Here is a 26,545-nt window from a genome sequence, read left to right as displayed (position 1 = left end):
TACATTGATACATTGTTAAATTTAAAACCATGAGTTTAGAAAATACTATAAGTGAAGCGATTAAAACAGCGATGAGAGAAAAAGACAGGGTTGCTCTGGACTCTCTGAGAGCTGTAAAAGCTCAGATTTTACTTCTACAGACGGAAGCAAGAGGCGCTGAAGTTTCTGCAGAACAGGAAATTGCGATCCTTCAGAGAATGATCAAGCAGCGTAAAGATTCTTTCGAACAGTTCGCAGCACAGGGAAGAAATGACCTTGCGGAAGTGGAAGAAGCGCAGATGAAAGTGATTGAGAAGTTTCTTCCTGAACAGCTTAGTCCGGAAGAGCTTGAAGCAGAAATTAAGAATATTATTGCCCAAACCGGAGCCGAGTCTGCCAAAGACTTAGGGAAGGTGATGGGAGTCGCTTCAAAAGCGTTGGCAGGTAAGTCTGACGGAAAAAGCATTTCCGAAATGGCTAAGAAGCTGCTTTCGTAAACAGGATACGTGAAACGAGGTTCGGGTATATATCATCTCAAACATGAAACACGATCCCCAAAACAGGATATCCAACCTTTGCATATCGATTTGATTAAAGAATCCCGGAACGCTGGCGTTCCGGGATTCATTTTTTTGATATTCAAATTTAATTCAGTCTGTCATCATTCAAAACTGAATAAGCTTTACTTAACTGCTGTAAATTACATCATGTTAAATAATTTGAATGCTCGAGGGAAAGCATAAATGTTTTTTTCATGGTCAGTCGTTTTCAGAATCATTTCAAATTTAATACTTAATTATCATTATTCATAACTTTATTTCATGTTTTTTGGAATATTATTGAAATATTAATATTGTATTAATTTTTTATGACTAAAGCTTTGATAGTTTTTATATATTGAACAAACGCAAAGAATTGTTTAACTTTGTATCGATAAAAACAAAATATATGTATCCAACAGATTTAGTAATGCCTATGAAGGCAGAACTTACAGATAAAGGTTTCGAAGATTTAACATCTCCAGCACAGGTAGAAGAGGCTTTAAAGCAGCCGGGAACTACTCTATTGGTTATTAATTCAGTATGCGGATGTGCAGCAGGTGCAGCAAGACCCGGAGTTGTCTATTCTTTGACAGGTGACAAAAAGCCCGATCATTTAACAACTGTTTTTGCAGGATTTGATACGGAAGCTGTAGCAGAAGCAAGAAAACATCTTGCACCATTCCCTCCAAGCTCACCATGTGTAGCTCTTTTCAAGGATGGTGAATTAGTTCACATGCTGGAAAGACATCACATTGAAGGTAATCCTGCAGGCGCTATTGCAGCTAATCTTCAGGCAGCTTTTGATGAGTATTGCTAAGAAATAATAAATCTAAATACAGAGCCGTTACATAATTTGTAGCGGTTTTTTTATTTAACACCATAAAAATTCTCTAAAAATCCAAATATTATTATATTTGTTGGAATGGCAACAAAGGCACTTTTCAATACTGTGGTCAACTGGTTTATCCGCCAAAGGATAGATCAGATTCAGAATTTCATGGATCATCCCATTGAAACTCAGAAAGGTATACTCTTTTCCCAGCTGTTTCATGCAGAAGACACTGAATATGGCAAAACCTATGGCTTTAATTCGATTTCGAGCTATCAGGACTTCAAAAACAAGGTTCCGATCGTTACTTATGAAGATTTTGAACCTTATATTGAGAAGGCAAGGCAGGGGCAAAAAGATGTAAGCTGGCCGGGCTACATCAAACATTTTGCAAAATCATCGGGAACCACAAATGCAAAGAGCAAATTTATTCCTATTTCTGCAGAAAGCCTTGAATACTGTCATATGAAGGCAGGAAAGGACATGGTTTCCATCTACGCCAACAACCATCCTGAAAACCAGCTATTCACTAATAAAAACCTGCGTTTGGGCGGAAGCTCTGAGCTTCATGCAGATTTCAACACCAAATTCGGGGATCTTTCAGCTATTTTAATTGACAATCTTCCTTTTTGGGTGGAGATTACTACAACGCCAAGTAAAAAGGTTTCCCTGATGTCCGAATGGGAAAGCAAACTTAAAGCGATCACCTCAGAAGTAAAAAATGAAGATGTGGGAAGTATCCTTGGGGTACCCAGTTGGATGATGGTTCTGCTCCAAAGAGTTTTAAAAGAGACGAACAGCGGAAGTATTTCTGAGCTGTGGCCTAATTTAGAGGTCTTTTTTCACGGCGGAATCAGTTTTAAGCCATACAAGGACCAGTACAGGCAGATCATCGGAAAAAAGATCAATTACTACGAAATTTACAATGCTTCTGAAGGCTTCTTCGGGATACAGGACAGATCAAACAGTGATGAAATGCTGCTGATGCTGGATTATGGTATTTTTTACGAGTTCATTCCGATGGACCAGTTTCATTTTTCCAATCCGAAAGTTGTAAGCCTGGAAGATGTTGAAGTCGGGAAAAACTATGCCATGGTGATCACTACCAACGGAGGACTGTGGAGATACCTGATTGGCGATACCGTTGTGTTTACTTCGACCAATCCTTTCAGAATAAAAATTACGGGAAGAACCAAACATTATATCAACGCGTTCGGAGAAGAACTTATGATTACCAATGTAGAGTCTGCCCTTACCAAAGCCTGTGAAGTTACCGGGGCAAGCATAACCGATTTTACGGGGGCTCCTGTTTTTATGAAAGAAAATGAAAGCGGTGCCCATGAATGGATTTTCGAGTTCAGCCAGCATCCGGATGATCTGGAGCGTTTTACCGATGCTTTTGATCATCATTTAAAAACGATCAATTCAGATTATGAGGCCAAAAGATACAATAACCTGACCCTGAAAAGGCCAATTGTCCACAGTGCAAAACCTAATCTTTTTTACCACTGGCTGGAATCCAAGGGAAAACTTGGCGGCCAGAATAAAGTTCCGAGGCTAAGCAACGACAGGGAGTATATAGATCCTTTGCTGGAGCTTAACAAGTAATAACATTCCTCAAAAGATATGTAACAAAAAACGCAGTCAAAAATTTGACTGCGTTTTCTTTATTTAGTATTTCACTATTTCTTCAGATCTTCCTTCAGCTGTTTCGCTCCCTCTTCTACTTTGGCAGCTCCTTTTGCCGCAGCATCTTTTACATCCTGGCCAACTTCCTTAGCTCCGGCTTTGATATCTTTTCCGGCCTTATTAAGGTCTTCCTTAGCTTTTTGGGCTGCATCGTCTATTTTATTTCCGGCTGCATCCACTTTGGTTTTTACATTTTCTTTAGCCTTGTCTATTTTAGCGGTATCTATAACAGCAGCAGGCGTTTCTGAAACTGTAGTCGTTGTCGTTGTTACCGATCCGTCTGCGCTTTCAACCTGTTCTGTTTTAGTTGTTGATTTTGTGCATGATACAGCAAGTACTGCCACTGCAGCAGCTGCTAAAATTTGTTTTTTCATATTGTATATTTTTTTAAATGTATTTATTCTGTTTTTGTTCCGTTGGCAGGCGGGCTGTCAGCCGTTTTCTTTTTCTTCTCTGCTTCAGTCTTTTTCTTATCCTCTTCCTGCTTTTTTTTATTTTCTTTATCAAGCTCTTCTTTCAGCTTCTGTTCTTCTTTCTGAAGTTTTTCTGCCTGTTTTATAGAGTCCTGGTATTTCTGTGAAGACATCCGGATCTGGCGGACAATATCTATTGATGTTGCTCCTGCTGAAAATGAATCCACCGCTGCTGTATCATAATGAATTTTTACGTCCTGATCGGCGGCGAAACCCGGAGTTTCTTTCTTTGAGCAGGCCATTAAAAACAATGATACCATAAAAACTGCAGACAGTAAATTTTTCATGGAACTAATTTAGCAGAAATTCTGCAATTACAGGATAGTGATCCGATAATTTTACAGCATGATCCACTTTATAGCTTAAAGGAATAATGGATTTTGAGGTAAATATATAGTCGATCCTAAGCGGAACTTTATAATCATGAAAGCTGGTAGACGCGCCATTTCCTACCGTAACAAAGGCATCCTGAAGGTCTTTTCCCAGGTTATAATATTCATAGGAATTAGGCACCGAATTAAAATCACCTGCCAGGATAACCGGATAAGGTGAGAAATCAATTACTTTTCTGATTTTTCTGATCTGATCTTCATGAGCCTTAAAGGTCGGAGTCATATGAGAAAGAAGATTGGTAATTTTCCCTCCTATGTTTGCAAGACCATCAAATTTAAGCATTGATTTGTGAAGCCTGAAAGGTTCCAGATAAACAGTAACCACCCTTATGATCTTTCCGTTGATGTCTACATCTGCATAGAAAGAGTTTCCTCTTGCCTTATCCTCAATCAGCTGTTCCTGTCTTAAGATTTTATGTTTTGTTTTCAGAATAACCGACGGATATTTTATCATATCCCGTTTTATTGCTCTGTTGGTGTCTTTTTCCTGAACAAGAATAATATCTGCATTCTGATCTGTAATGTACTTTTTTACTTTGTCCCAGCCGAAATCTCCGTATTTTACATTAAATGTGAGAACTTTAATATCTCTGATCGACCTTAAATTCTCTGTTTTTGGTGAGAAGTTTACCCACCTTCTTACCGGGTTATAAAAAAGAAGGGCACCTAAAGCAAAAGCAATAGCGATTTTCTTTCTTTTAAAAATCCAGACAAGCGTCAGTAAAACATAGATTAAAATCAGATAGGGAAACCCCAGGGAAAGCAGGTTAAGACTGCCTAAAAAATTAGGCGGAATCCATGCATTACCTAATGTGCACAAGAGCAGCACGGCAACAGCAATATGTATAAACAGCAGTAATTGACTCAGCTTCATGAAGTAACGGTCTAGGGTATATTTTTTTCATCAAAAACCTTACCAAGCCTGTTACTTTAACTAATTTTATGATTATTAGTGGCTTATTGAAAATGTGGCTACTACCGGATAGTGATCTGAAAGCTTTATAGTCCGGTCCACTTTATAGGTAATGGGTAATATACTTTTTGAGGTAAAAATATAATCTATTCTTATCGGAAATTTATAATCATGAAAGCTTGTGGCACTCCCTTTTCCTGCCTCTACAAAAGCATCCTGCAATCCATCAGATAAATGATAATATTCATAAGAATTGGGAACGGAATTAAGATCTCCCATAACCATCACGGGATAAGGCGAACTTCTAATCGCTTCTTTAATTTCATCCACCTGATCCTGATGTTTTTTAAAAACAGGAATAAGCCTTTTAACAATATTTTTCAGCTTCCTTTCATCTTCTTCTTTTACCCCATCCATTTTGATCATCCCTTTTTCAAATTTAAAGGGTTCCAGATAGATATTGATAAAACGGTATATTTTACCTCTGATTTCAATATCTGCCTGGGAAGCATAGGCATTATTACTTTCATAATCACTCTTGATGAGTTCTCTGGAGTCTATTATTTTATGTTTTGAAAAGATTTTAAGAATCCCATTCTTATTAATCACTTCCTTATCTTTAACAGAAACTTTTTTACCGGCCTCCTGCAGCATAACGACATCTGCATTGGCATTGTCCAGGTACTTTTCAATTTCAGAGGCTCCCATTAAGCCAGCTTTCACATTAAAGGTAATGACCTTCAGATTTGCTATCTCTTTTTTATCAGAAGAAAAATTCACCCATCTTTGTGTAGGGCTAAAAAAGATAAGCCCAGCCAGCATAAATACAAAACTTCTCTTTTTCCAGCTGAAAAGCCAGAAAAGCGTAAATACTGCATATATGACAATAAGGATCGGAAAACCTAAGGAAAGCAGATTGAACCACGGAAATATTTTAGGCGGAACATAGGCATTCAGAAAGGTACAAAGCAGCAGGAACAAAACGCCTACATGCAGGATTAATATAATAAGACGGAAGACTTTCACAGATGTTTCTAATTGAATCTATACAGATGTTTCTTCCAAATTCTTGCAAGAATCCAGCCAACTAATGCTCCTCCAACGTGAGCGAGATGGGCAATACCACCTCCGTTTCCGGATACTCCAAGGTATATGGAAACTACAATAACGATAGGCATCAGGTATTTTACCTTTATAGGAATAGGAATGAACATCATCATGATTTTTGAATCGGGATAAAGGGTAGCAAAAGCCGCCACTACTCCGAAAATAGCTCCGGAAGCACCAACCATAGGCGTTGCTACAATTCCCTTCAAACTCTCCAACAATTCTTTCTGCTTAAGAACTGATGCAGCGTCGCCACTAAATCCTACACTTGCGCCGGATAAATAAGCATTAACATTAAATCCGAGCTGCTGCAGTTCATTTGTAAGCTGTTGTGCCTCAACGAAATTCCATAAATTAAAAAGGAAAAAAGCTCCTAATCCACTTAAAAAATAGAGAATCAAATATTTTTTATCCCCCAACGTTTGCTCCAGGATAGGTCCGAAACTATACAGGGTCAGCATGTTAAACAAAATATGCATAATACTTCCATGCATAAACATGTGGGTAATGATTTGCCATGAATGGAAAAACGGAGAAAAAGGATAAAAGCCGGCAAGGTAGCCGATTACCTGATTTCCAAGAAAATAAGTCCCAATGAACACGATAACATTGATAATGATAATATTCCTGGTGATGGGCGGTATATTGTTAAACATTTTTTAAAATTTGTTTTTAAAATCATTAAACGGAACTTCATAAAAGCATCTTTTGCCATCCGGTAAAAATTCCGGGAAGCCTAATGCTGTAAAGTCTTTGATCATCTGTTCCGCATCTTTTTTATAGATGAAATCAAACCTTGATTTGGACTGCATTTTGTTCCACTGGTTGAGATAAAACTGCATAAATTCTTCTTCAGTCTTATATTCCAGAATCTCAAAAAGGTTCTCCAGGAACTTCATGGCCTGGGTTTCTTTCAAACCCTCGGGAAGCGCGTCTATCCTCAGCACGCTTTCATGTGCAATTTTCATGTCAAACCCAAGTTCAGGCAGAAATTTTTTGAAAGAATTATATTTATTCTTTTCTATTTCGTTCATATGATACTCCAGAGAAAACAGAAGTGTATGGCTATTTGGATTGATATTGGGCTTCCTGGAGGTTTTATTGTTCTCTGAAACAACCAACCTGTGCATTCTTCCAAGGTCCAGCATCAGGGTTACATCTCCTTTATTGAACAGCCAATAGCCATTGGGTAACCTCATCAGGTCCTCATCAAAATCTTCGTCTTCAAATAAATTAATCTTTGAGGGTTCTGCTGTAATATTCTGATGGTACATTTCCGTAAGATTCTGAATTTCTTCGGGACGTACATTTCTTTCTTCAATAAAAGGGTTGTAGTCTTTGTCTACTATAATTTCCGGCATTTTGATGACTCCGCCGCCGCCGTTTCCTTTGCTTGGGAAAGGCTTATTCATCATGGCGTCCATTTCCGGGTCTTTATCAAAATCAAGGCTAGGAGAAACGTTATAAATTCCCAGGGACCTTTTAATGGTGGAACGGAGAAGGGCAAAAATCAGGTGTTCATCTTCAAACTTCACTTCCGTTTTCTGGGGATGGATATTCACATCTATTTTTTCAGGATCTAATTCAAGATAAAGGAAAAATGTAGGAACATAGCCCGGTAAAAGCAATCCTTCGAAAGCTTCCTGAACTGCTTTATTGAAATACGGACTTTTGAAATACCTTCCGTTAACGAAAAAAAACTGTTCTCCTCTTGATTTTTTGGCGCCTTCAGGCTTCGCAACAAATCCGTGAAGTTTACACCAGATAATATCTTCTTTTATAGGAATCAGCTGCGGCTGCAGTTTACGTCCGAAAACATCCACAATACGCTGCATCTGGCTGCCTTTTCTCAACCTGAAAACAGCTTCATCATCATGAAACAGAGAAAATTCCAGATTTTCATGAGCTAATGCAACGCGCTGAAATTCATCAATGACATGTCTGAATTCAACATTATTATTTTTAAGAAATTTTCTTCGGGCCGGAACGTTGTAGAATAGGTTTTTCACCAGGAAATTGGATCCGTCGGCAGTCTGTATCGGGTCCTGAAACTGAAATACACCGCCTTCAATATAGATATTGGTTCCAATTTTGGCATCATTCTGCTTCGTCCTCAGTTCAACCTGGGAAACAGCAGCAATAGAAGCCAATGCTTCACCACGAAATCCTTTTGTAGCAATTCTGAAAATATCTTCTGTTGCTTTGATTTTTGACGTAGCATGTCTTTCAAACGCCATCCGGGCATCTGTTTCAGACATTCCTTTGCCATCATCTACCACCTGGATCAGGTTTTTTCCTGCATCCCTGATAATCAATTCTATCTTGGATGCACCCGCATCAATAGCATTTTCCAAAAGTTCCTTCACAATGGACGCAGGTCTCTGCACCACTTCTCCTGCCGCAATTTGGTTGGCTACATGATCCGGTAAAAGCTGAATAATATCTGACATAAAACGTATAATCAACTTACAAAAATAGGCAATGGAAACGGGAATTAAAACATTAAAACCGTGAATTAAAATTTAATTATCAACATTTTAATCACATTTTGCATCCTGTCCATTTTTTAATCTCTGCCAGAGGAAAAGAATTCTGAAAGGCTGGTATTTTTTAACGCAAAGTTTAAAGATGAGCTGCTTTAGTTTTTAGTTGAGCAAAGAGACGCGGCTACGCCACTGACTAAGCATACGTTCTATCTATCTGTTTATTCTAGTCTAAAACAGGTAGCTCATTTACGCGACCAAGATTTCTGATAAAGAACACCCCTTTTTCATTATCAAAAAGGGGTGTTTCACAGCTAGTTTACACAAAAAATAATTTGATATTTATTTTATTTCTTTATTGCTCAATCATCAAAGACAAGTTTTCTTTTTTCTTTTCTTTTTGGAATACCGTGGACTTTGTCATATAGATAAGCCAGTACAGTGGGCTTTTTATAAATTCTGCTGTATCGGTATTTGGTATTAAAATGCCTTATATGAATCTTATAGGCATCATAACCGATCACAATCAAAAGACACAGACTGATCACATAAAATACCCTGAATTCAAGATAGTAATACGTAAGTCCAGAGAAAACAGCTCCTAAAACATAGGCTGCCATTATACTCATGAGCAGTTTTGCCCTTCCTATCAGCTCACCATTCTTTCTGTATTTTTTCTGGGTAAACATGGAAAGCAGAATTCCAAGATCGGTGGTGGTACCCGTAAGGTGGGTCGTTTTCACCGAGAAATTGGAGATGCTTGCCGTAAGCCCGTTCTGAAGTCCTGTTGCAAAAAGCATCAGCGCAACCAGATATTCTGTTTCTTCCAATGTTTTCTGATAATAAAACTGCCCATAAATTCCCACAAAAAGCAAACATATGATTTCCAGCACAATCGGCATTGCATGAGCAAAATATTTACTTTTCTTATTAAAGTTGATGACGATGAAGTTGGACAAAAAGCTTCCGAAGAAGAACAAAAAGATCCATGCCCCAACTACAGCCACCTGCGTCCAGTTTCCCTTACTGATTTCCGCAGCAAGGATGGCGTAATGTCCCGTTACGTTCGATGTAAAAGAGAGAAATATTAAAAGGGAGGCAATATTTATAGTCCCTGCAGTGAATGCAGTCAGCGTCCCCAATCTGATATTGTCTCCCAACGTTCGGCTGTTACTATAATTTCTTAACATTTTTTTATTCTTTTATATTGTGTTTATCATTTTTTTAGGCCTCAACAAATATCTCTGCCAGTTTTCCTCTTTCAGGAAGTCTTTCAGGGATTTCAATTTTAATTTCCTGAACCTTGATATCTTTGCATTTTCTGATGTAAGGAGCAATATCAAATTTTCCCTTTCCTTTACTCTTAATAGATGGAGAGTAATAAGCTTCCTCAATATTTTCCGTTTTCATATAATTGTTGAATGTCCTTTGAAAGCTTCCTGTAAAAATATCGCAGACAATCTTGTTTACTAAATGAGGGTATTTATTTTTGATAATTCCATAGGCATCACAGAATTCCTGCGGCCTGATCTTATTAAAAATGGTACTTTTTGTGTTGAACAGAAGGTCCCTGATGGAATCTCCACCATCATACCCTGAAACCAAAAGAATAGTATACTGATTCTGGTCTTCCGATGTTTCTTTCTCTTTCAGCACTTTTTTTAATATATTCAGTGACTCAAGAGAGTAATCCGTGGCGATTAAGATTGTTTTGGTCATATCTTTTTAGATTTAGGTTTGTCGTCATATTTTGATGATACAAAACTAAAGCGGTAAGATTAGAAGCGCTTTGGAACGGAATTAAAATGTGATTAAAGAGATTAAAATGAGATTAGAATATTGTTAACAGGCGTTAATATGAGATATTTGAGATGGATACTTTAATTTTTCGGAGGAATGAAAATAAAGTACGTAGATTTCTCTCACTGAGTTAAGAAATTGAGCAGATTGTTCTTTGCTTCTTGTATTTGTAGGATTATTCTTTGCTATTAAGCTCCTTCCGGTCTCGTACTGTAGAAATTAGGAAAACGCATCTGTACTGTGGTTCCCTGGTTTTCGTGAGAACTTACGATCAGTTCGCCGTGGTGCATTCTTACGATGTTTCTGGCCAGCGGAAGTCCGATTCCGTAGCCTTCGTAGTTTTTGGTATTGGAAGCCCTGAAGAATGGGTCGTAGATTTTATTCATTTCCACCTCCGGAATACCTATTCCAAAGTCCTTTACAATGATATAAACATCTGTATCTGTAGCGCCCAGCGAGACTTTTACCTGCTGGAAATTAGAATATTTACAACCGTTATTGATGATATTGGCTACCGCAAGATGAAGCAGCTGTTCATTGCCCTGTACTTTTAATTTTTTAGGATTATCCGGAAGCATACTGATATCCAGATAAATATTATTTCTTGAATCAATTTTTCTCAAGGTTTCAATGACATCCCAAAGCAGCTGATCGATTCTTACTTTATCCATTTTCTGGATCTTTCCATCGAAACCGGTCTGAGCAATCATGAGTAAGGCTTTGATCTTTTTATCCAGCTTTTCGGCTTCGTCAAGGATAATCTCAAGGGTTTCTTTGTATTCATCGGCTGTTCTGCCGATAGAAAGAGCGACATCCGCTTCTCCCATGATCGAGGTAAGTGGTGTTCTCAGCTCATGGGAAACATTCCCGATCAAATGGTTTTGGGTCTCAAATGAAGTTTCTATCCGGTTCAGCATTCCGTTGAAAGTATCTACCAGCTCATTAAGTTCCTTATTGTCGGGTTGCGGCTCCAGTCTCAGGTGAAGATTTTCGGAGCTGATCTCTTTTACCTTACCTGTAATTTTTAAGATGGGCCTAAATAAGGTTTTAGACAGATAAAAAGAAAAAATCATACTGAAGAACAGGGACAGTACAATACAGGTAATCAGCGTTCTCTTTAAAAATCCCAGGTAGTAAATTACGTAATGGTTCTTGGCAGAAGCAATGGCAATATAATCTTTATCATCATACCTGAAGGTCTGCCCGATATAATAAAATTCTTTGTCATTATAATTGGCCTCACCTTTTCTGACGATACTTTTGAAAAAATAGTCCGGAATATGAACCTCCTGTGAGATCTTCCTGAAATTGGAATCCGCCGGAACCGCAAAAACATAATCTCTTTCCATGGGAAGCTCCTCATCATTGAGGCCGTTGAGGATATAGTTTTCGGGAAGGTCAAGGTGGTCTTTGCTTTTTTCGATCTGAACAATAGTTGTTGTACGGATCTTCAGCAGCTCATAGAATCTCTGGTGTGAAAAGTTGACAATAGAAAAATAAACCAACCCACTGAACAGCAGAATGATGGCAGTAAATACCAACATTAAGAGCACCATTGTTTTGGTTTGATTTGTGACAACTTTATTAAACATCCATTAAGGTTTTTTCAGTACATACCCCATCCCTATTACAGTATGAATCAGCTTATGATCATCCTGATTATCCAGTTTTTTTCTCAGATAATTTACATAAACATCTACAACATTGGTTCCCAGCTCATAATTGACACCCCAGACTGCATCCAGAATTTCAGCTCTGGAAATTACTTTTTCAGGATTATTCAGGAAGTAGAGCAGCAGTTTATATTCTGTAGAAGTTAAAGAAATTTCATCTCCGGCACGGGTAACTTTCTTGGTATAATCATTAACAATCAGATCTGAAAACTTGAAGACATGTTCATTATCAGGCTCCGGTTCAGCAATTCCCTGAGGACTTACTCCATTGCTTCTTCTTAATAATGATTTCACGCGGGCTACCAGCTCAATGAACTTGAATGGCTTTACAAGATAATCATCACCTCCGCTTTCCAGACCCAACACTATATTTTCAGAAGTTCCCAAAGCTGTTAAAAAGAGGATAGGAACATGCTGATTGGTTTTCCTGATTTCTTTGCAGACATCCAGCCCATTCATTTCCGGCAGCATAATGTCCAGAATTACCAGATCAAAATCGTTGGCCTGCACCAACTGTACACCAGTGCGTCCGTCAAAGGCTACGGAAACTTCGTACCCGTTTTCCTGAAGCCCTTTCTTTATAAAAGATACAACACTGGTTTCGTCTTCGATGAGGATAATCTTTTTCATTGAAATAAGGAATTTCACAAAAATAAGGAAAAAGAGTGAATAGGCATGAGGGAAAGCAAAACCTCATGAACAGAAAGAATCTTAGCTAAGAACAGCAATATTTCTTATTTAAAGCTCCAGCAGCATCTGTGTATCACAGCGGCAATAAGCTGAATCAGAGGCTGGCATATGCTTAAAACCAAGCTTTTCATATAATTTTATTGCAGGAACGAGCACAGAGTTGGTTTCAAGGGAAATACTTTCTGCATTTAATTCCCTGGCTTTATCTACCAAGGTCTGTCCTACCAGATATCCTATTTGCTTTCCTTGTGCTTTGGGGCTTACAGCCATCTTTGAGAGTTCAAATTTAAGTGGCTTATCGGACAATTTCACTAAAGCACATGTTCCCACTGGCTCATTATCCAGCAGAGCAAAAACAATGTATCCTCCTTTGTTTATAATGTGCTCTTCGGGATTGTCCAGCAGTTTATAATCGCCGGCCTCCATGGTGAAAAATTTTTTGATCCATTCTTCGTTTAAAGCCTTGAAGGCTTCTTTATATTGGGGATCATAGGCTATAATTTTTACTTCATTATTTGTATCATTCATCGTTTATAAGGTTTAATTAAATTCTTTTTTTAACCATTTTTGCAAGCTTTTCAAGGTCACTTTCTACCCTGTCCGTCCATTCCAGGGCATAGTTAAGGCGCATACAGTTTTGATATTGATTATATTGGGAAAACATTCTTCCCGGGGCAAAGGTTATTTTCTGGCTCATGGCTTCATCATAAAGGTCTTCCGTGCATATCCTTTTATCCAGCTCCAGCCATAGCATAAAGCCTCCTTTAGGTTCCGAAACCTTTGTATTGTCCGGGAAATACTCTCCCACTGATTTCTGAATCTGAAGATAGTTTGCATACAGCTTATTTCTGAACATTCTCAGATGGTGGTCATAGCGGCCGTGTTCAAGAAAATCCGCAATTACATCCGGATACAGGGATGGGCTGCACACAGTCTGCACCAGCTTCTGCCGGATTACCTTTTCTTTAAATTTTCCGGGAGCAACCCAACCGACACGATAACCGGGAGCAAGGGTTTTGGAAACTGATCCTATCCACATCACAAGCCCGGCTTCATCATAAAATTTACACGGTTTGGGTCTTTCTGCTCCAAAATACAGGTTTCCGTATATATCATCTTCGATCAGAGGAACATTATATTCCGTAATCATCCTTACCAGTTCTTTTTTATTGTCATCCGGCATCTGAAAGCCTAACGGATTATTGAAATTCGTCACAAAACAACAGGCAGAAAGTGTAGGAAGCACTTTTTTCAAGGCATCCAGATCTACTCCGTAAATAGGATGGGTAGGAATTTCCACCACCTTCAGTCCCAGCTGCTGGATCGCCTGAAGCACTCCAAAATAGACCGGGCTTTCCACCGCTACGGAATCTCCGGGTTTCGTCACCGCCATCAGGCAGGTATATACTGCATTCATGGCCCCGGAGGTGATGACCAGATCGTCTTCTGATATTTTTCCTTCCAACACCAGAGCCCATTTGGCAGCTTCCCGACGGAGGTATTCGCTTCCCTGTACCGGCTCATAATCTGTACCGCTATCATTCTTTCTTTTGATCACATTGATCATACATTTCTTGAGCTTTGCCAAAGGAAGGAAACTTTTCCCAGGAATTCCCAAAGCAAACTGGGTAACATCTGTCCCATCAATGGTTCCGAATACTTTATCAATAAGATCTTCCGGTGTATTTTTCTTCTCAGCTTCTTTCATTGGAGCCACCGAAGGCAATGCCAGCTTTCTTTGGGAAGTCTGGCTCACAAAATAGCCATATTTGGGACGGGATTCAACCAGAGAGCGGCTTTCCAGTTCCATATAAGCCTGTTTTACAGTATTCAGACTGACATTATAGAGTTTTTGAGCACTTCTTAGTGAAGGCAGTCTGTCTCCTTGCTGCAGCGTATCGCTTTTGATCTGCTCAGTGACAGATTTTGCTATTTTAAGATAGAGAACGTCTTTTGACATAAAGCCCCGGTTTTAAGTAAATGTACAAATTTATTGACGTTTTATCCAACATTCAACCAGCTGATCATTCTATTGATACTGCTTTTCAGCTGTTCTGCATTCCGGAAATTTGCTGAATTGTTTTTATTGAAATAACGCTCTGCCTGAAGATTAAAATTCTTTTTTTCAGAGTCTGCAAGATCACTTTTCCCATAGATCTTAAATGTGATCTCCCCTTTTCCGTTAATGATCAGACTTGCAAAACCAAGAATCTCATTTCTTTTTTTAGCCAAAAGAAAGGGTACACCGAAATCCTGGCTTAATCTGGATAAATTTTGGGACTGCAGAAAGATATTTCTCAGCGACTGCATATCTGAAATATAGACGTCAGCATATTGAAGCTGCTGTTGGTTTCGAATAATAGTTTCCATAATGCTCTGTTTAGTATAACAAAATTATGGAGTATTCCATTATGGACACAGATACAGAAGTTACTATTATCTTGGATACAGATTGAATGTTTGTGGAAAATACGGATAAAGGCTAATTAAACTGACGCGGATCAATAGTTTATCAAAAAGCATCATGACTAATGCACGCCAAACACCCGTTTATGAGGGCTATAAAAACAAAAACTCCCTGTAAACAATACAGAGAGTTTTTTCGCATAGTGCGGATGAAGGGACTCGAACCCCCACGCCTCACGGCACCAGATCCTAAGTCTGGCGTGGCTACCAATTACACCACATCCGCTCGTTATTTATTCTTTATATAAAGAACTTATTCTTTTTATGACTACAAATATAAAACATTTGCCTTAAAATAAGAACTAAAAAAAACATAAATACTTACCAACAATGATAAATAAACGATTTCTTACAAACCTTTAAAAATAAAAAAACTCTCCGTTGAGATCAACAGAGAGTTTAGTACCCCGGGCGGGACTTGAACCCGCACGTTCTTACGAACACAGGATTTTAAGTCCTGCGTGTCTACCAGTTCCACCACCAGGGCAGGTGTGGAGCGAAAAACGGGATTCGAACCCGCGACCCCAACCTTGGCAAGGTTGTGCTCTACCAGCTGAGCTATTTTCGCATAGTGCGGATGAAGGGACTCGAACCCCCACGCCTCACGGCACCAGATCCTAAGTCTGGCGTGGCTACCAATTACACCACATCCGCTGGTTTGTTTTTGCTTATTTTAAAGAGCTTGCTTCGTTTTTGTGAGTGCAAATATAGGACTTTTTCCATTGTCTCCAAACTTTTCAGAAAAAAAAATTAAAATTCTCATATTTTTTTTCAGGTCCTCCAATTATTACATTTCATTTTCTTACTTTTACAACGTTAATAATTACAATATGGAATTACAAGGAACGGTAAAGAAACTTTTTGATGCTCAGACATTTGCAAGCGGCTTTCAAAAGAGAGAAATGGTTATTTTAACCCAGGAACAGTATCCACAGCCGATAAACATAGAATTTTTGTCTGATAAGATCAGTTTATTAGATAACCTTAAGGAGGGTGAAAATGTAAAAGTGGGAATCAACATCAGAGGAAGAGAATGGGTTTCTCCTCAGGGTGAAACTAAGTATTTCAATTCTATTACAGGATGGAAAATTGAAAAAGTAATGGACAACGGATCTGAGCCTACTCAGGCCTCTCCTTCTCAATCTGCATCCCCGGTTTCCAATGAAAATCCTTTCGCTGGTGACGATGATGATGATTTACCTTTTTAATTAAAAAATAAGATCAAATATAAATCCTGCTTTATCAAGTGGGATTTTTTTTCCAAAAAAATGGTCCGATTAGACGAAAACGAGATTTCATTCCCCGATCCTGAACTTTATGACGGTCACGACGGGCTGGTTGCCTTTGGAGGAGACCTGTCTACAGAAAGGGTTTGGTTCGCCTACCAGCTGGGGATCTTTCCGTGGTACAATCCCGGAGAGGAAATATTGTGGTGGTGCCCGGATCCCAGATTTGTCCTGTTTCCTGAAGAACTAAAAGTTTCAAAATCGATGCGGAAAATACTAAACAGGGGTATTTTTACATTTTCTGAAAACAAATGCTTTAGGGAAGTGATCCAAAACTGCCAGCAAACGAGCAGAAAGGGACAGACTGGAACATGGCTTTCGGATGAACTGATGGAATCTTTTATTCAGCTTAATGAATATGGTCTTGCCAAAAGTATTGAGGTATGGCAGGATGGAGAACTGGTTGGAGGTTTTTACGGCCTTCAGATCGGAAATGTTTTCTGCGGCGAAAGTATGTTTGCGAAAGTAAGCAATGCTTCTAAAGCCGGCTTTATTCATTTTGTGGAAAATAACAAAGATAATATTGATCTCATTGACTGTCAGTCTCATACAGAGCACCTGGAAAGCTTAGGCGCAAAAATGATTCCTAAAAAAGAATTTTTAAACATCTTACACAAAAATAATGAACGCAGATAAAGAAAAATGGATCCTTCTGATTGTATTAACTGTTATCTGGGGCTCGTCTTTTATTTTGATCAAAAAGTCTCTTGAGCATTTCAGTCCCTATCAGGTAGGGGCGCTCAGGGTTCTGATCGCAGGAATTATTTTAATGCCGGTCGCGATTTCAAAATATAAACTGTTTCCCAAAAAGCATTTGAAGTGGCTTATCCTGGCTGCATTTACAGGAAATTTCATTCCTATGTTTCTATTTCCGATTGCGGAAACGGAAGTAAGCAGCAGTATCGCCGGAATTATCAATTCTATGATGCCTATCTTCGTGATTATTGTGGGAGCGCTGGTCTGGAAGTTTGACACCACTAAAAGGCAGATCGTGGGAACAATGATCAGCTTTGCCGGAGTCTGCTTATTGGCTTTCGGAGGGGACGGGGAAGGCGGAAAATTCAAACTTATTCCGATATTATTGCTGTTACTGGCCACGCTGTGCTATGCTTTAAGCACGACAACGGTAAAATCTAAACTAATGGATGTCTCTTCCACGATTTTATCGGCATTTGTTTTTTCATTTGTTTTATTTTTCCCTTCTCTTATTGCTTTAACATTCACGGGATTCTTTTCAACATTCAGTTTTAATGAAGACAATATGCTGGGACTGATGTTTGTAAGCTTGCTGTCTATCTTTGGAACCGGGCTGGCCATGACTTTAAATTACAGGCTACTGAAGGTATCTACCCCGCTATTTGCGTCAACAGTAACCCTGCTGATGCCTATCGTTGCTATTATCTGGGGATTTCTGGATGGTGAAAAACTGAGCTTTTTACAGTTTGTAGGGGCAGGAGTCATTATTGGCGGACTGATTTTTTTAAGGTCTAAAACAGCGGTTATAAAAAAATAAACAGGTATTCATAAATTAAAAATCCTGCAGCGATGCAGGATTTAAGTATTTATGATTGTTAATTTAAATCATTAAGAATCTTTAAGCTATTAAGGAGAATTAAGGCAGATCCTTCGATCTTCAGTCTAAACTTCCTTCTTCCAACTTCTAAGAATTCTTCTTTTTCACTTTGGCTTTGACTTTCTTTACCTCATCTTTGATGAAAGGATATTTTTTCTGCATATCCTGAGCAAGCGATGCGTCAATATTTAAAGCTTTCTGAAGAGATTCTGCTCCTTTTTCCGGGTTTCTCAGGTTGAAATAGCAGTTGCTGAGCTGATAGTAAAGCTCTGCCCTGTCATGTACCCTTAAGGCATTATCCAGAATAGTTACCGCCTCTTCATATTCTCCAAGAAGCATCAAAACCTCTGAATAGGCATACCAGTTATAAAACCTTGAAGGTTCCGCATCTACCAGTTTTTTCAGACAGGCAAGGCTTTCTTCAAATTTTCCGGAATCAATAAATAGAAATGCCAGTCTTTTCTGATAGTCAAGGTTACTGTCATTCAGCTGGGTAGCTTCTCTTGCAAAATGCAGGGCTTCTTTCATGCCTCCCATTTCTTCATAGAGATAAGATTGTTCCATCATCGCAAGATAAAACTGTGGGTCTTCTCTCAATGATTTCTGGAATGCATTTAAAGCCATTATGGACTGTTTCTGCGCCTTATAGCACAATCCTATCTTATAAAATGTAAATGCTTTGGTATATTCAAGCTCAAGCATTTCCTCGTATACCTCTACGGCCTTCTGGTACTGTCCCAAGGCTTCGTAACAGGCTGCTTTGTTTGCATATACTCCTACAGAACTTGAGTTGATGGCCAAAAGGTAATCATATCCTTTTATGGCTTCTTCGTAATTCTTTCTGTTGAAGTAAAACTGCCCGTATTCGAACCAAGCGGTTTCGGAATAGGCAAATTCATCTAAATATTCATTAAGAAAGGCAATAGCCTCCTCGCTCTTATTCAGGTCGCTGAAGCAGATCATACAGTTTTCGAGAGAATACTCATCCATAGGATCTTCTTTCAGAGCTTTTCTGTAGTGTTTAAGAGCGTTAAAAGGGTCTCCCAAGTTTACATATTCGTCCGCAATAAAGTTATGAAGGAAGTTTTCTTCTTCCTGCAGTTCTAAGGCTTTTTTGCAGATGTCAATGGCTTTTCTGGGGTTTCCCAGGTTCGAATAATACTTCGCATAGCAGACCATAAAGTCTGTGTTTTCCATGGATGAACCTTTCAGTTCGTCAATGAGTTCTTTTGCGGTATTATAATCTTCCCATTCCAAAAGAATCTCAAGTCTTTTGATCTTGATATCCAATGAATTGGGATGAAGCTTAAGGCCATAATTAACAGCATTGTCTGCGTAGTTAAAATCTCCCAGCTCCAAATAATAAACAATAATGTCTTCTAGCTCTTCGGTATCGAAGTAGAATTCATCATTATTTTCCATCATTTCCTCGAACTTTTTTACAAGTTCATTTCCAAAATACTCTTCCAATAGTGTTGTCTTTGTCGGCCCGATGTCTGAATATGCTTACAAACCTCGGCAAACTTTTAATTAATAATAACCTCTGAAACTGAAATTCAAATGTTTATGCAAAGTTGCAACTTTTTTTTGAATTATTTTTTCATAAATTTCTATATTAAAGATAGTAAAAAAAGAAAACAGATAAAAGGATTGTGGATAAAAAACGGAAATTGTGGTTAAATAGTTATAACGGTTCATTTTCAGTGAGAATCTCAAAATTCAGAACCTGTTTATTTATATGCTTTCGTTTCTTTCTTCTGGACTATTTAAAAAGAACTCCGACAAAAAAAGAACGGAGCATTTCTGTTCCGTTCCTCTTGTATTTTATATTAAACTTTTGATTTTAGCGATGATATCATCTCCAAGCTTATCGGCTTCTTCCTGCGTATAAGCCTCGGTATAGATCCTGATGATAGGTTCTGTATTGGATTTTCTCAGGTGCACCCAGTTGTTTTCAAAGTCAATTTTAACACCGTCCACGGTAGAAACTTCTTCGTTCTGATACTCTTTTTCCATTTTGGCTAAGATATCATCTACATTAATCTCCGGAGTCAGCTCTATTTTCTTTTTCCCCATAAAGTAGCTTGGGTATCCTGCTCTTAATTCGGAAACGGATTTGTTTTCTTTTGCCAGATGGGTTAAAAACAATGCTGCTCCTACCAAAGAGTCTCTTCCGTAATGAAGGTCAGGGTAGATAATTCCCCCGTTTCCTTCGCCTCCGATTACTGCATTCTTTTCTTTCATCAGGTTCACTACGTTTACTTCTCCTACAGCACTTGCAAAGTATTCTGAATCGTGGCTTCTGGCAACATCCCTCAAAGCACGGCTTGAGGAAAGGTTTGAGATAGCAACGCCTTTCTTATGTTTCAATAAATAATCTGCAACGGCAACCAAGGTATATTCTTCCCCGAACATTTCCCCTTTCTCGTCAATTAAGGCTAATCTGTCTACATCCGGATCTACAACGATTCCTAAATCTGCATTTTCTTTTTTTACAAGCTCACAGATGTCTCCCAAGTGCTCTTTCAAAGGTTCAGGATTGTGTGGAAACTGCCCGTTTGGTTCGCAATATAATTTAATTGTTTCGCAGCCAAGCTTATCCAGAAGCATTGGAATTGCAATTCCTCCTGTAGAATTTACCGCATCGAGAACGATTTTGAATTTTTTAGCTTTAATGGCTTCAATGTCTACCATCGGAAGATCTAAAATCTGCTGAATATGAATATCAAACGCATCGTTTCTTGTTTCATATTTTCCAAGATCATCTACTTCTGCGTAGTTGAAATCTTCACTTTCAGCAAGAGCGAGTACTTTTGCACCATCATCTCCACTGATGAACTCTCCTTTACCATTCAACAGTTTAAGAGCATTCCATTGCTTTGGGTTGTGGGAAGCAGTCAGGATAATTCCTCCATCTGCATTCAGTTCAGGAACCATTATTTCCACCGTTGGTGTTGTAGAAAGTCCAAGATCCACTACATTTATTCCCAATCCCTGCAGAGTAGCTGTTACCAGCGAGGAAACCATTTCCCCGGAAATTCTGGCATCTCTTCCTATGACCAGGGTTAAATTCTTTTTATTCTGTGTATTCTGAAGCCAGGTTCCAAATGCTGATGCAAATTTCACGACATCCAGAGGGGTTAAGTTATCATTTACTTTTCCGCCGATCGTCCCTCTGATCCCGGAAATAGATTTTATTAACGACATTCTGTTTTTATTTTTTTAATTGGTTTCATTAGCAAAGATACTTAAAAGACCTAATAAGTTATAAGATGGGAATCTTTTTCTGAATCTTGTCATAATTCCTTTTGATAACCTTCGGTGGCGGAAAACGGTAACCTATATACAGCAATCCATATAGATTGTTATTTTCTACATTCTGGTTATCTTTTTCATTGTAGGCATAAGCATTGACATTAAATTTTCCTCCGAACAGAAACCGGTCTGTATTATATCCTATATGAAGTCCGCTAGCAAACTTCAGGGTTAGATACTGTGTATTTTGTTTGTTAAATTTTGTCCCGTCCGCCTGAATATCCCAGCTGTTGGAAAACATTCCGCCTAATCCCAGCGAGATATGAGGAGCAATATTCACTCTTTTTTTCGCGCCAAGCACCCAATTATAAAAGTACCCCATGCTGCCCCCGAAACTGTACTGGGTTTCTTTACTTTTCTGTCCGTTTAAAATATCTCTGAATATGGAAAGGTCATAATCTACAATAGGCACCCAGCTTCCACGGCTTTCTTTCTGCCATTCGCCTTGTGTATAAATACTTTTCAGAGAGAAATTATCCTTTAGTACATAGGCTGTAGACCCTCCAAAACTCTGAACCCTAAGATCGGGAAACTGAAGGTATGGGTCTTTTCCTTCTTTCCAGTCCGGAAAAAAATCGCTCATATTTTCCATATAAAATCCTTTTACGTTTTTGTAATAAACGGTCTGGATAAATTTTTTGGGGAAAAGCCTGAATCTAAAGTCTGCATAGGAGCTGCTTCCTTTGAGCGCATCATCATTATTCCCGGGAAGAAAACTTGGTGTAAATGAAATAGTTGCACTTATAATCCTATAATCAATAGAAAAGGAAGCTCTTGTTTTATTGTTGATTGAAAAGATGGTTTCTAAAGGTTTGTCCTCAGGGCCTTCTGTAAAAACATATTTTTCAATATTGGTGTCGAGATTTACACGGACCATTACCTGATCTGCATAGGACTTGATTTTAGCAGTATCGGTCTGGGCGTTTGCCCAAATGGTTAGAAGAGAGAATAACAAGACTGCTGCTGATTTTGGGCTCAAATCGAAAAGGTTTTAGTTTCAGAGAATGAAATTACTACAATTTTTTCAATTATAAGTTTAAAAACAGGGATCAGGAGCAACCACAGTCTTTATCACAGTTGGTTCTTTTGGAACTGAATTTTTTCGGTGCGAAATTCTTTCTGAGTACTTTAAATAAAGAATAACAGGCGAATGCAACGATCAGTATGATGATTACGTACTGAAAAATTAGTGAAGTATCCATTATTTTAAAATCTGATATGCTATCAACGACACAAAATATGCCAAACCGGTCATCATTACAACCTGAAAGCCGGTCCATTTCCAGCTTTTGGTTTCTCTGTAGACTACTGCAAGCGTAGAAACACACTGCATTGCGAATGCATAAAATAAAAGCACGGAAATTCCTGTTGCGAAGCTGAACACTTTTTCGCCGTCAGGTTTTACGTCTCTTCTCATTTTATCTATTACTTTCACTTCGGGGGCATCATCATCCAAACTGTAGAGTGTAGACATTGTTCCCACGAAAACTTCTCTGGCCACAAAGCTTGTCAGAATTCCCACGCCCATTTTCCAGTCGTAGCCAAGCGGTTCAATAAGAGGCTCAATCCCTTTACCCATTTTGGCCAGATAAGAATGGTCGAGTTCTACATTGGTAGCCACAAATTGATTGGGTTTCTGTTTGGGTCCAAAATAACTTAAAAACCAGACAATGATACTTACAATAAAAATAATCTTTCCTGCTCCTGTAACGAAGTCCCAAACCTTACCCAGTACCATTTTAAGATCGTATCCGAAAAGGGGCTTTTTATAAGTTGGCAAATCCATTACAAGATAAGTCTTGTCTTTATTTTTGATAAATCTTTTCAAAACTGCTGCTGAAAACAGTGCTACAAGGAAGCCCAAAAGGTACATTCCCATCAATACTAGTGCTTTATATTTAATTCCAAGGAAAGATCCGTCAGAAATGATCAGTCCGATAATGATGCTGTATACCGGAAGCCTTGCAGAACAGGTCATAAAAGGAGTAACCAGTATGGTTAATAATCTTTCTTTTACATTTTCGATATTTCTTGTAGAAATCACAGCAGGAATGGCACAAGCCGTCCCTGATACCAAAGGAACGATACTTTTCCCATTCAGTCCGAAAGGTCTCAGCAGCCTGTCCATCAGAAATACCACTCTCGCCATATATCCTGAATCTTCCAGTAGATATAGGAAATATAATAAAATACCAATCTGTGGGGCAAATACTACAATTCCTCCGATTCCGGGAATAATTCCACTTGAAACCAGTGAATTGACAGGCCCTTCCGGCAAATGTTCTGCAGCAAAAGCAGCCAGCCATGAGAAGGAATCATCGATCCAGTTCATCGGATATTCTGCAAGGAAGAAAACACTTTGGAAAATAATCAGCAGGATAAAAAGAAAAACAACATAGCCCCAGAATTTGTGGACCAGCACTTTATCTAATTTCTCCGTTAAAAGCTCTTTGAACTGGGCTTTTTTAGAGATTACATCTGCTAATATTTTATCTACGCTCTGATATCTTCTTACGGTCTCCTGAACCTGTAATCGTTTTGGAACCAAGCTTTTAGAATCAGGCTGGTTAAGAAGATCTTTTATAGATTCTATTCTTCCGAGATCGGAGCCCAATGAAATACTCATCCAGGCTTTATATTCGTTGTCAAGTCCTTTATGGGCCGCAATTTTCTGAATAAAATCTTTATGTTCGTTTGGCGTTTCGAAAGTGATGGTCTCTGCTTTTTTAAATCCATTTTGCAAAACAGACTCTTTAATCTTATCTATTCCAATCTGTTCTTTGGCATTGGTTTGAATAATTTTAATCCCCAGAGCATCAGAAAATTTCTGGATATCAATGCTAATGCCTCTTCTTTCTGCCTGATCAATCTGGTTGACCACCAGGATCATAGGAATACCAAGATCCTGTATCTGCTGGAAAAGAAGTAGTCCTCTTTTTAAGCTTAATGCTTCAAGAATATAGATTACACCTTCATAATTTTCCTGCTCATCAATAAGAAATTTAGAAAAAATAGCCTCGTCTTCCGAACTTGGATAAACGCTGTACGAGCCCGGCAGGTCGATCACCTCAACCTCTTCATTTTTATAGGTGTAATTTCCGGAATGGCTCGCAACGGTAACTCCTGCATAGTTTCCGGTCTTCTGTTTTTTATTGCACAGTGCATTGAAAACCGTAGACTTTCCTACATTAGGATTCCCGACTAAAAGGACCTTTTTTTTCTTATTTTCCTGCATTAATTCAATTCTTCAACAATGATATACTCTCCCTCTTCTTCACGAAGAGCGATGCGGCTTTTTTCTTCTCCAAATTCTACATACATAGGACCCTTGAAGGGCGCCTGGTACAAAATTCTGAAAATAGTCTCCGGTAAAAGTCCCATTTCTATGATCTTGTTTGGCATTTTCAGGTAATCGTTATCATACCCTAAAATTTTTCCCATTTTGTTTTTAGGGAAACCGCTTAATTTATGTAAGTCAATCTGTTTCAAAGCCGGATTTTTTGTAAGGGCAAATATACGCTATTTAAATTTAATCTAAATAACGAAAAGTATGAAAGAAATCAACCCAAACACATTGCTGTATCTGGGTTGATTTTAAAAATATAATTTAGTTGATATGAAGTCTTATTTTTTCTTTTTATCCTGCTGTACTGATGATATTTCTATCGGATTATCATTGGCGTTGTAGAAGTCTTTGTACTGCTTCTCCTGTTTTTTCACCATATCACCCACTGTACCATCCATTCCCGGAACTGTTTTAGAAAGCATTTCCTGTGTCATCATTGGTCTTATGGATGCAAAAGGGTCTTTTTTGAAATCATTGAATGTTTTTTCAAATTTTTCTCTTGGTAATTCATTTACTTTTCCTCCTTTAGCCTGCATCAGGTTTTCGATGTAAGAGTATTCTGTATAATCCTTGACTTTTTTATTTCCCTGTAAAACCCATGAATAATTTTTCTGATCATCTTCGATTTTAACGATCAAACCTGGAAGTCCGAAGAATTTGTAAGGTCCATCCTGAAAAGGCAATTCTGTACTGAACCATGCTGTCCATTTTCTTCCTCCGAATTCAGTAGTCGCTTTTTGAGTGTTATATTCTCCAATTTTCTGCTTATCGTTAAGGATATTCCAGTTAAATTTTAGGTCTTCGCTATATCCTATATTGCTTGGTGTAAACCCGTTTGCTATCTTATCCACATACTGTACTTTCATACCTGGATATGATTTGTATATTCTGGCTGATATTTTAGGGGTTTTAATAGTTTTCGACAAATCTTTCATTGTTCCTGCCTTCTGCATGGCTTCAATTTCAATTTTCATGATAGAATCCTGCGAAATCACTGTATAATCCTGATAAATGGATCTGTTTTTGTCTGTAATATCCAGGATCGTAATTACTTTATCCATCTTGGCAGAATCCTTTTTCGGTTTAAAAGTCAGCTCATAGAAGAAACGGTTTGCTGCCTCTTTTGATTCTTTGGCATCCTGCGCCGACGCTATGGCAAAAAGAGCAATAAAGAATACAGAAAATAGCTTTTTCATTGTAATAAAGATTTACTAATTAGTTATCAGTTTCTGAAATATGTTACAGCTTTTTTAAAGAATTTCACTTCAATTGATACATTACACTGATTATCAAGCAAATACAAAACAACTATATATATTATAATTTATCAGACTTTTTAAAGGTATAACTGGTAAATCTGATCAGCCATGAGAGAAAATTATGATTTCCTTAAAACATTTTCTCTCTTAAAACTCTTATCTTTAAGTACTTAAAAACAAATATTATGGACACTTTATCACAATTTAAAGATGAACTTGAAGCAGAGTACCAGACGACCAGGAAATTTTTCGAAGTTTATCCTGAAGGAAAAAATGATTTTGCTCCTCATGAGAAAAGTATGAAAATGATGCCTCTTGCCACTCATATTTCTGAAATTTTCGGATGGCCGGATGTGATGCTGAAAACTTCGGATCTGGATTTTGCGAAGGGAGATTTTCAGCCTAAGCATCTTTCTACAAAAGAAGATCTTCTGCAGACTCTGGACGAAAATTTCAAATCTGCGGAGAAGGCGCTTGACAATGCTAAAGAAGAAGACCTTAATGAAACATGGGCTTTAAAAAACAATGGTCAGGAAATAGCAAAATGGACGAAATATGGCTCTATCCGTCATTCTTTAAACCAAATCACGCATCACAGGGCGCAACTGGGAGTGTATTACAGACTGAATGATATTCCGCTTCCGGGAAGCTATGGTCCGTCAGCAGATCATCAGAGCTTTTAGCAATATGTATGGATATATCTCAAATAAAAAACCAATCTCAGTGAGAT

26 protein-coding genes and 4 tRNA genes are annotated in these 26,545 nt (G+C 38.3%); 7 read left to right on the top strand and 23 right to left on the bottom strand.

Annotated features, from left to right (window positions below; all coding sequences use genetic code 11):
• The first annotated feature begins 29 nt into the window (after positions 1 to 29).
• From V6R96_RS03660 to V6R96_RS03650, 3 genes are all read left to right on the top strand, one after another.
• Entirely contained in the window at positions 30 to 476 is a 447-nt protein-coding gene (locus V6R96_RS03660; protein ID WP_336378033.1) for a GatB/YqeY domain-containing protein, read from the top strand.
• 451 nt (positions 477 to 927) lie between these two features.
• Positions 928 to 1,338, top strand: coding sequence for a BrxA/BrxB family bacilliredoxin (locus V6R96_RS03655; protein WP_034701172.1), 411 nt, complete (start codon positions 928 to 930; stop codon positions 1,336 to 1,338).
• A gap of 105 nt (positions 1,339 to 1,443) precedes the next feature.
• Entirely contained in the window at positions 1,444 to 2,958 is a 1,515-nt protein-coding gene (locus tag V6R96_RS03650) for a GH3 auxin-responsive promoter family protein (protein ID WP_336378032.1), read from the top strand.
• A 74-nt stretch (positions 2,959 to 3,032) separates the two neighbouring features.
• Here V6R96_RS03650 and V6R96_RS03645 read toward each other — a convergent pair whose 3' ends face one another.
• The 17 genes from V6R96_RS03645 to V6R96_RS03565 all read right to left on the bottom strand — a co-directional run bounded on the left by V6R96_RS03645 (position 3,033) and on the right by V6R96_RS03565 (position 15,690).
• Complete coding sequence (locus V6R96_RS03645; protein ID WP_223557845.1) at positions 3,033 to 3,413, bottom strand: hypothetical protein; 381 nt, start codon at positions 3,411 to 3,413, stop codon at positions 3,033 to 3,035.
• Between the two features lie 23 nt (positions 3,414 to 3,436).
• The gene (locus tag V6R96_RS03640) at positions 3,437 to 3,799 is read right to left on the bottom strand and encodes a hypothetical protein (RefSeq protein ID WP_111953837.1); all 363 of its coding nucleotides are present in this window, start codon (positions 3,797 to 3,799) and stop codon (positions 3,437 to 3,439) included.
• Between the two features lie 4 nt (positions 3,800 to 3,803).
• Positions 3,804 to 4,778 carry an endonuclease/exonuclease/phosphatase family protein gene (locus tag V6R96_RS03635; RefSeq protein WP_336378031.1) on the bottom strand — a complete coding sequence of 325 codons (975 nt, stop codon included), beginning with the start codon at positions 4,776 to 4,778 and terminating at the stop codon, positions 3,804 to 3,806.
• Positions 4,779 to 4,853: 75 nt separating this feature from the next.
• Positions 4,854 to 5,843: an endonuclease/exonuclease/phosphatase family protein gene (locus V6R96_RS03630; RefSeq protein ID WP_336378030.1), complete on the bottom strand. Its 990-nt coding sequence runs from the start codon at positions 5,841 to 5,843 to the stop codon at positions 4,854 to 4,856.
• A gap of 8 nt (positions 5,844 to 5,851) precedes the next feature.
• The gene (locus tag V6R96_RS03625; protein ID WP_336378029.1) at positions 5,852 to 6,580 is read right to left on the bottom strand and encodes a rhomboid family intramembrane serine protease; all 729 of its coding nucleotides are present in this window, start codon (positions 6,578 to 6,580) and stop codon (positions 5,852 to 5,854) included.
• A gap of 3 nt (positions 6,581 to 6,583) precedes the next feature.
• Positions 6,584 to 8,374, bottom strand: a complete 1,791-nt coding sequence (gene mutL / locus V6R96_RS03620) for a DNA mismatch repair endonuclease MutL (protein ID WP_111953845.1) — start codon at positions 8,372 to 8,374, stop codon at positions 6,584 to 6,586.
• Positions 8,375 to 8,769: 395 nt separating this feature from the next.
• On the bottom strand, positions 8,770 to 9,597 hold the full coding sequence (locus V6R96_RS03615) for a YoaK family protein (protein WP_111953847.1): 828 nt from the start codon (positions 9,595 to 9,597) through the stop codon (positions 8,770 to 8,772).
• 34 nt (positions 9,598 to 9,631) lie between these two features.
• Positions 9,632 to 10,126, bottom strand: a complete 495-nt coding sequence (locus tag V6R96_RS03610; RefSeq protein WP_336378028.1) for a hypothetical protein — start codon at positions 10,124 to 10,126, stop codon at positions 9,632 to 9,634.
• A gap of 269 nt (positions 10,127 to 10,395) precedes the next feature.
• Positions 10,396 to 11,751: a HAMP domain-containing sensor histidine kinase gene (locus V6R96_RS03605; RefSeq protein WP_223557850.1), complete on the bottom strand. Its 1,356-nt coding sequence runs from the start codon at positions 11,749 to 11,751 to the stop codon at positions 10,396 to 10,398.
• Positions 11,752 to 11,802: 51 nt separating this feature from the next.
• Positions 11,803 to 12,510: a response regulator transcription factor gene (locus V6R96_RS03600; RefSeq protein ID WP_336378027.1), complete on the bottom strand. Its 708-nt coding sequence runs from the start codon at positions 12,508 to 12,510 to the stop codon at positions 11,803 to 11,805.
• A 108-nt stretch (positions 12,511 to 12,618) separates the two neighbouring features.
• The gene (locus V6R96_RS03595; RefSeq protein ID WP_336378026.1) at positions 12,619 to 13,098 is read right to left on the bottom strand and encodes a GNAT family N-acetyltransferase; all 480 of its coding nucleotides are present in this window, start codon (positions 13,096 to 13,098) and stop codon (positions 12,619 to 12,621) included.
• Positions 13,099 to 13,114: 16 nt separating this feature from the next.
• Positions 13,115 to 14,530 carry a PLP-dependent aminotransferase family protein gene (locus V6R96_RS03590; protein ID WP_336378025.1) on the bottom strand — a complete coding sequence of 472 codons (1,416 nt, stop codon included), beginning with the start codon at positions 14,528 to 14,530 and terminating at the stop codon, positions 13,115 to 13,117.
• 41 nt (positions 14,531 to 14,571) lie between these two features.
• Positions 14,572 to 14,940 (bottom strand): hypothetical protein, encoded by a 369-nt coding sequence (locus V6R96_RS03585; RefSeq protein ID WP_223557854.1) that lies wholly within the window; start codon positions 14,938 to 14,940, stop codon positions 14,572 to 14,574.
• Positions 14,941 to 15,180: 240 nt separating this feature from the next.
• Positions 15,181 to 15,262: transfer RNA gene (locus tag V6R96_RS03580), tRNA-Leu, on the bottom strand.
• 177 nt (positions 15,263 to 15,439) lie between these two features.
• Positions 15,440 to 15,523, bottom strand: a tRNA-Leu gene (locus V6R96_RS03575).
• Between the two features lie 5 nt (positions 15,524 to 15,528).
• Positions 15,529 to 15,604: transfer RNA gene (locus V6R96_RS03570), tRNA-Gly, on the bottom strand.
• Between the two features lie 4 nt (positions 15,605 to 15,608).
• Positions 15,609 to 15,690, bottom strand: a tRNA-Leu gene (locus tag V6R96_RS03565).
• 176 nt (positions 15,691 to 15,866) lie between these two features.
• Between V6R96_RS03565 and V6R96_RS03560 the strand changes: the two genes are divergently transcribed.
• From V6R96_RS03560 to V6R96_RS03550, 3 genes are read left to right on the top strand one after another with little or no spacing between them, the layout of a single operon-like run.
• The gene (locus V6R96_RS03560; protein WP_034739828.1) at positions 15,867 to 16,244 is read left to right on the top strand and encodes a DUF3127 domain-containing protein; all 378 of its coding nucleotides are present in this window, start codon (positions 15,867 to 15,869) and stop codon (positions 16,242 to 16,244) included.
• 60 nt (positions 16,245 to 16,304) lie between these two features.
• Positions 16,305 to 16,958 (top strand): leucyl/phenylalanyl-tRNA--protein transferase, encoded by a 654-nt coding sequence (gene aat, locus V6R96_RS03555; protein WP_111953861.1) that lies wholly within the window; start codon positions 16,305 to 16,307, stop codon positions 16,956 to 16,958.
• Complete coding sequence (locus tag V6R96_RS03550; RefSeq protein WP_111953863.1) at positions 16,945 to 17,835, top strand: DMT family transporter; 891 nt, start codon at positions 16,945 to 16,947, stop codon at positions 17,833 to 17,835. Before aat ends, V6R96_RS03550 begins: the two co-directional genes overlap by 14 nt.
• A 147-nt stretch (positions 17,836 to 17,982) precedes the next feature.
• Here the strand turns inward: V6R96_RS03550 and V6R96_RS03545 are convergent, their stop codons facing one another.
• From V6R96_RS03545 to V6R96_RS03520, 6 genes are all read right to left on the bottom strand, one after another.
• Entirely contained in the window at positions 17,983 to 19,365 is a 1,383-nt protein-coding gene (locus tag V6R96_RS03545; RefSeq protein WP_111953865.1) for a tetratricopeptide repeat protein, read from the bottom strand.
• A gap of 354 nt (positions 19,366 to 19,719) precedes the next feature.
• Positions 19,720 to 21,102 (bottom strand): phosphoglucosamine mutase, encoded by a 1,383-nt coding sequence (gene glmM, locus V6R96_RS03540; RefSeq protein ID WP_336378024.1) that lies wholly within the window; start codon positions 21,100 to 21,102, stop codon positions 19,720 to 19,722.
• 58 nt (positions 21,103 to 21,160) lie between these two features.
• Positions 21,161 to 22,189 (bottom strand): DUF4421 family protein, encoded by a 1,029-nt coding sequence (locus V6R96_RS03535; RefSeq protein ID WP_336378023.1) that lies wholly within the window; start codon positions 22,187 to 22,189, stop codon positions 21,161 to 21,163.
• A gap of 222 nt (positions 22,190 to 22,411) precedes the next feature.
• A complete protein-coding gene (feoB, locus tag V6R96_RS03530; protein WP_336378022.1) occupies positions 22,412 to 24,445 on the bottom strand; it encodes a ferrous iron transport protein B in 2,034 nt (677 codons plus the stop codon).
• Positions 24,445 to 24,699, bottom strand: a complete 255-nt coding sequence (locus tag V6R96_RS03525) for a FeoA family protein (protein ID WP_111953877.1) — start codon at positions 24,697 to 24,699, stop codon at positions 24,445 to 24,447. Before V6R96_RS03525 ends, feoB begins: the two co-directional genes overlap by 1 nt.
• Positions 24,700 to 24,834: 135 nt before the next feature.
• Positions 24,835 to 25,752 (bottom strand): GLPGLI family protein, encoded by a 918-nt coding sequence (locus V6R96_RS03520; protein WP_336378021.1) that lies wholly within the window; start codon positions 25,750 to 25,752, stop codon positions 24,835 to 24,837.
• Between the two features lie 248 nt (positions 25,753 to 26,000).
• Between V6R96_RS03520 and V6R96_RS03515 the strand changes: the two genes are divergently transcribed.
• Complete coding sequence (locus V6R96_RS03515) at positions 26,001 to 26,498, top strand: DinB family protein (RefSeq protein WP_336378020.1); 498 nt, start codon at positions 26,001 to 26,003, stop codon at positions 26,496 to 26,498.
• Positions 26,499 to 26,545: the final 47 nt, after the last annotated feature.

Origin of the sequence: Chryseobacterium sp. CCNWLW53 (genome assembly GCF_037083525.1) — a bacterium.
Classification (GTDB): domain Bacteria; phylum Bacteroidota; class Bacteroidia; order Flavobacteriales; family Weeksellaceae; genus Chryseobacterium; species Chryseobacterium lathyri.
This window is presented reverse-complemented; position numbering and strand designations above follow the sequence as displayed.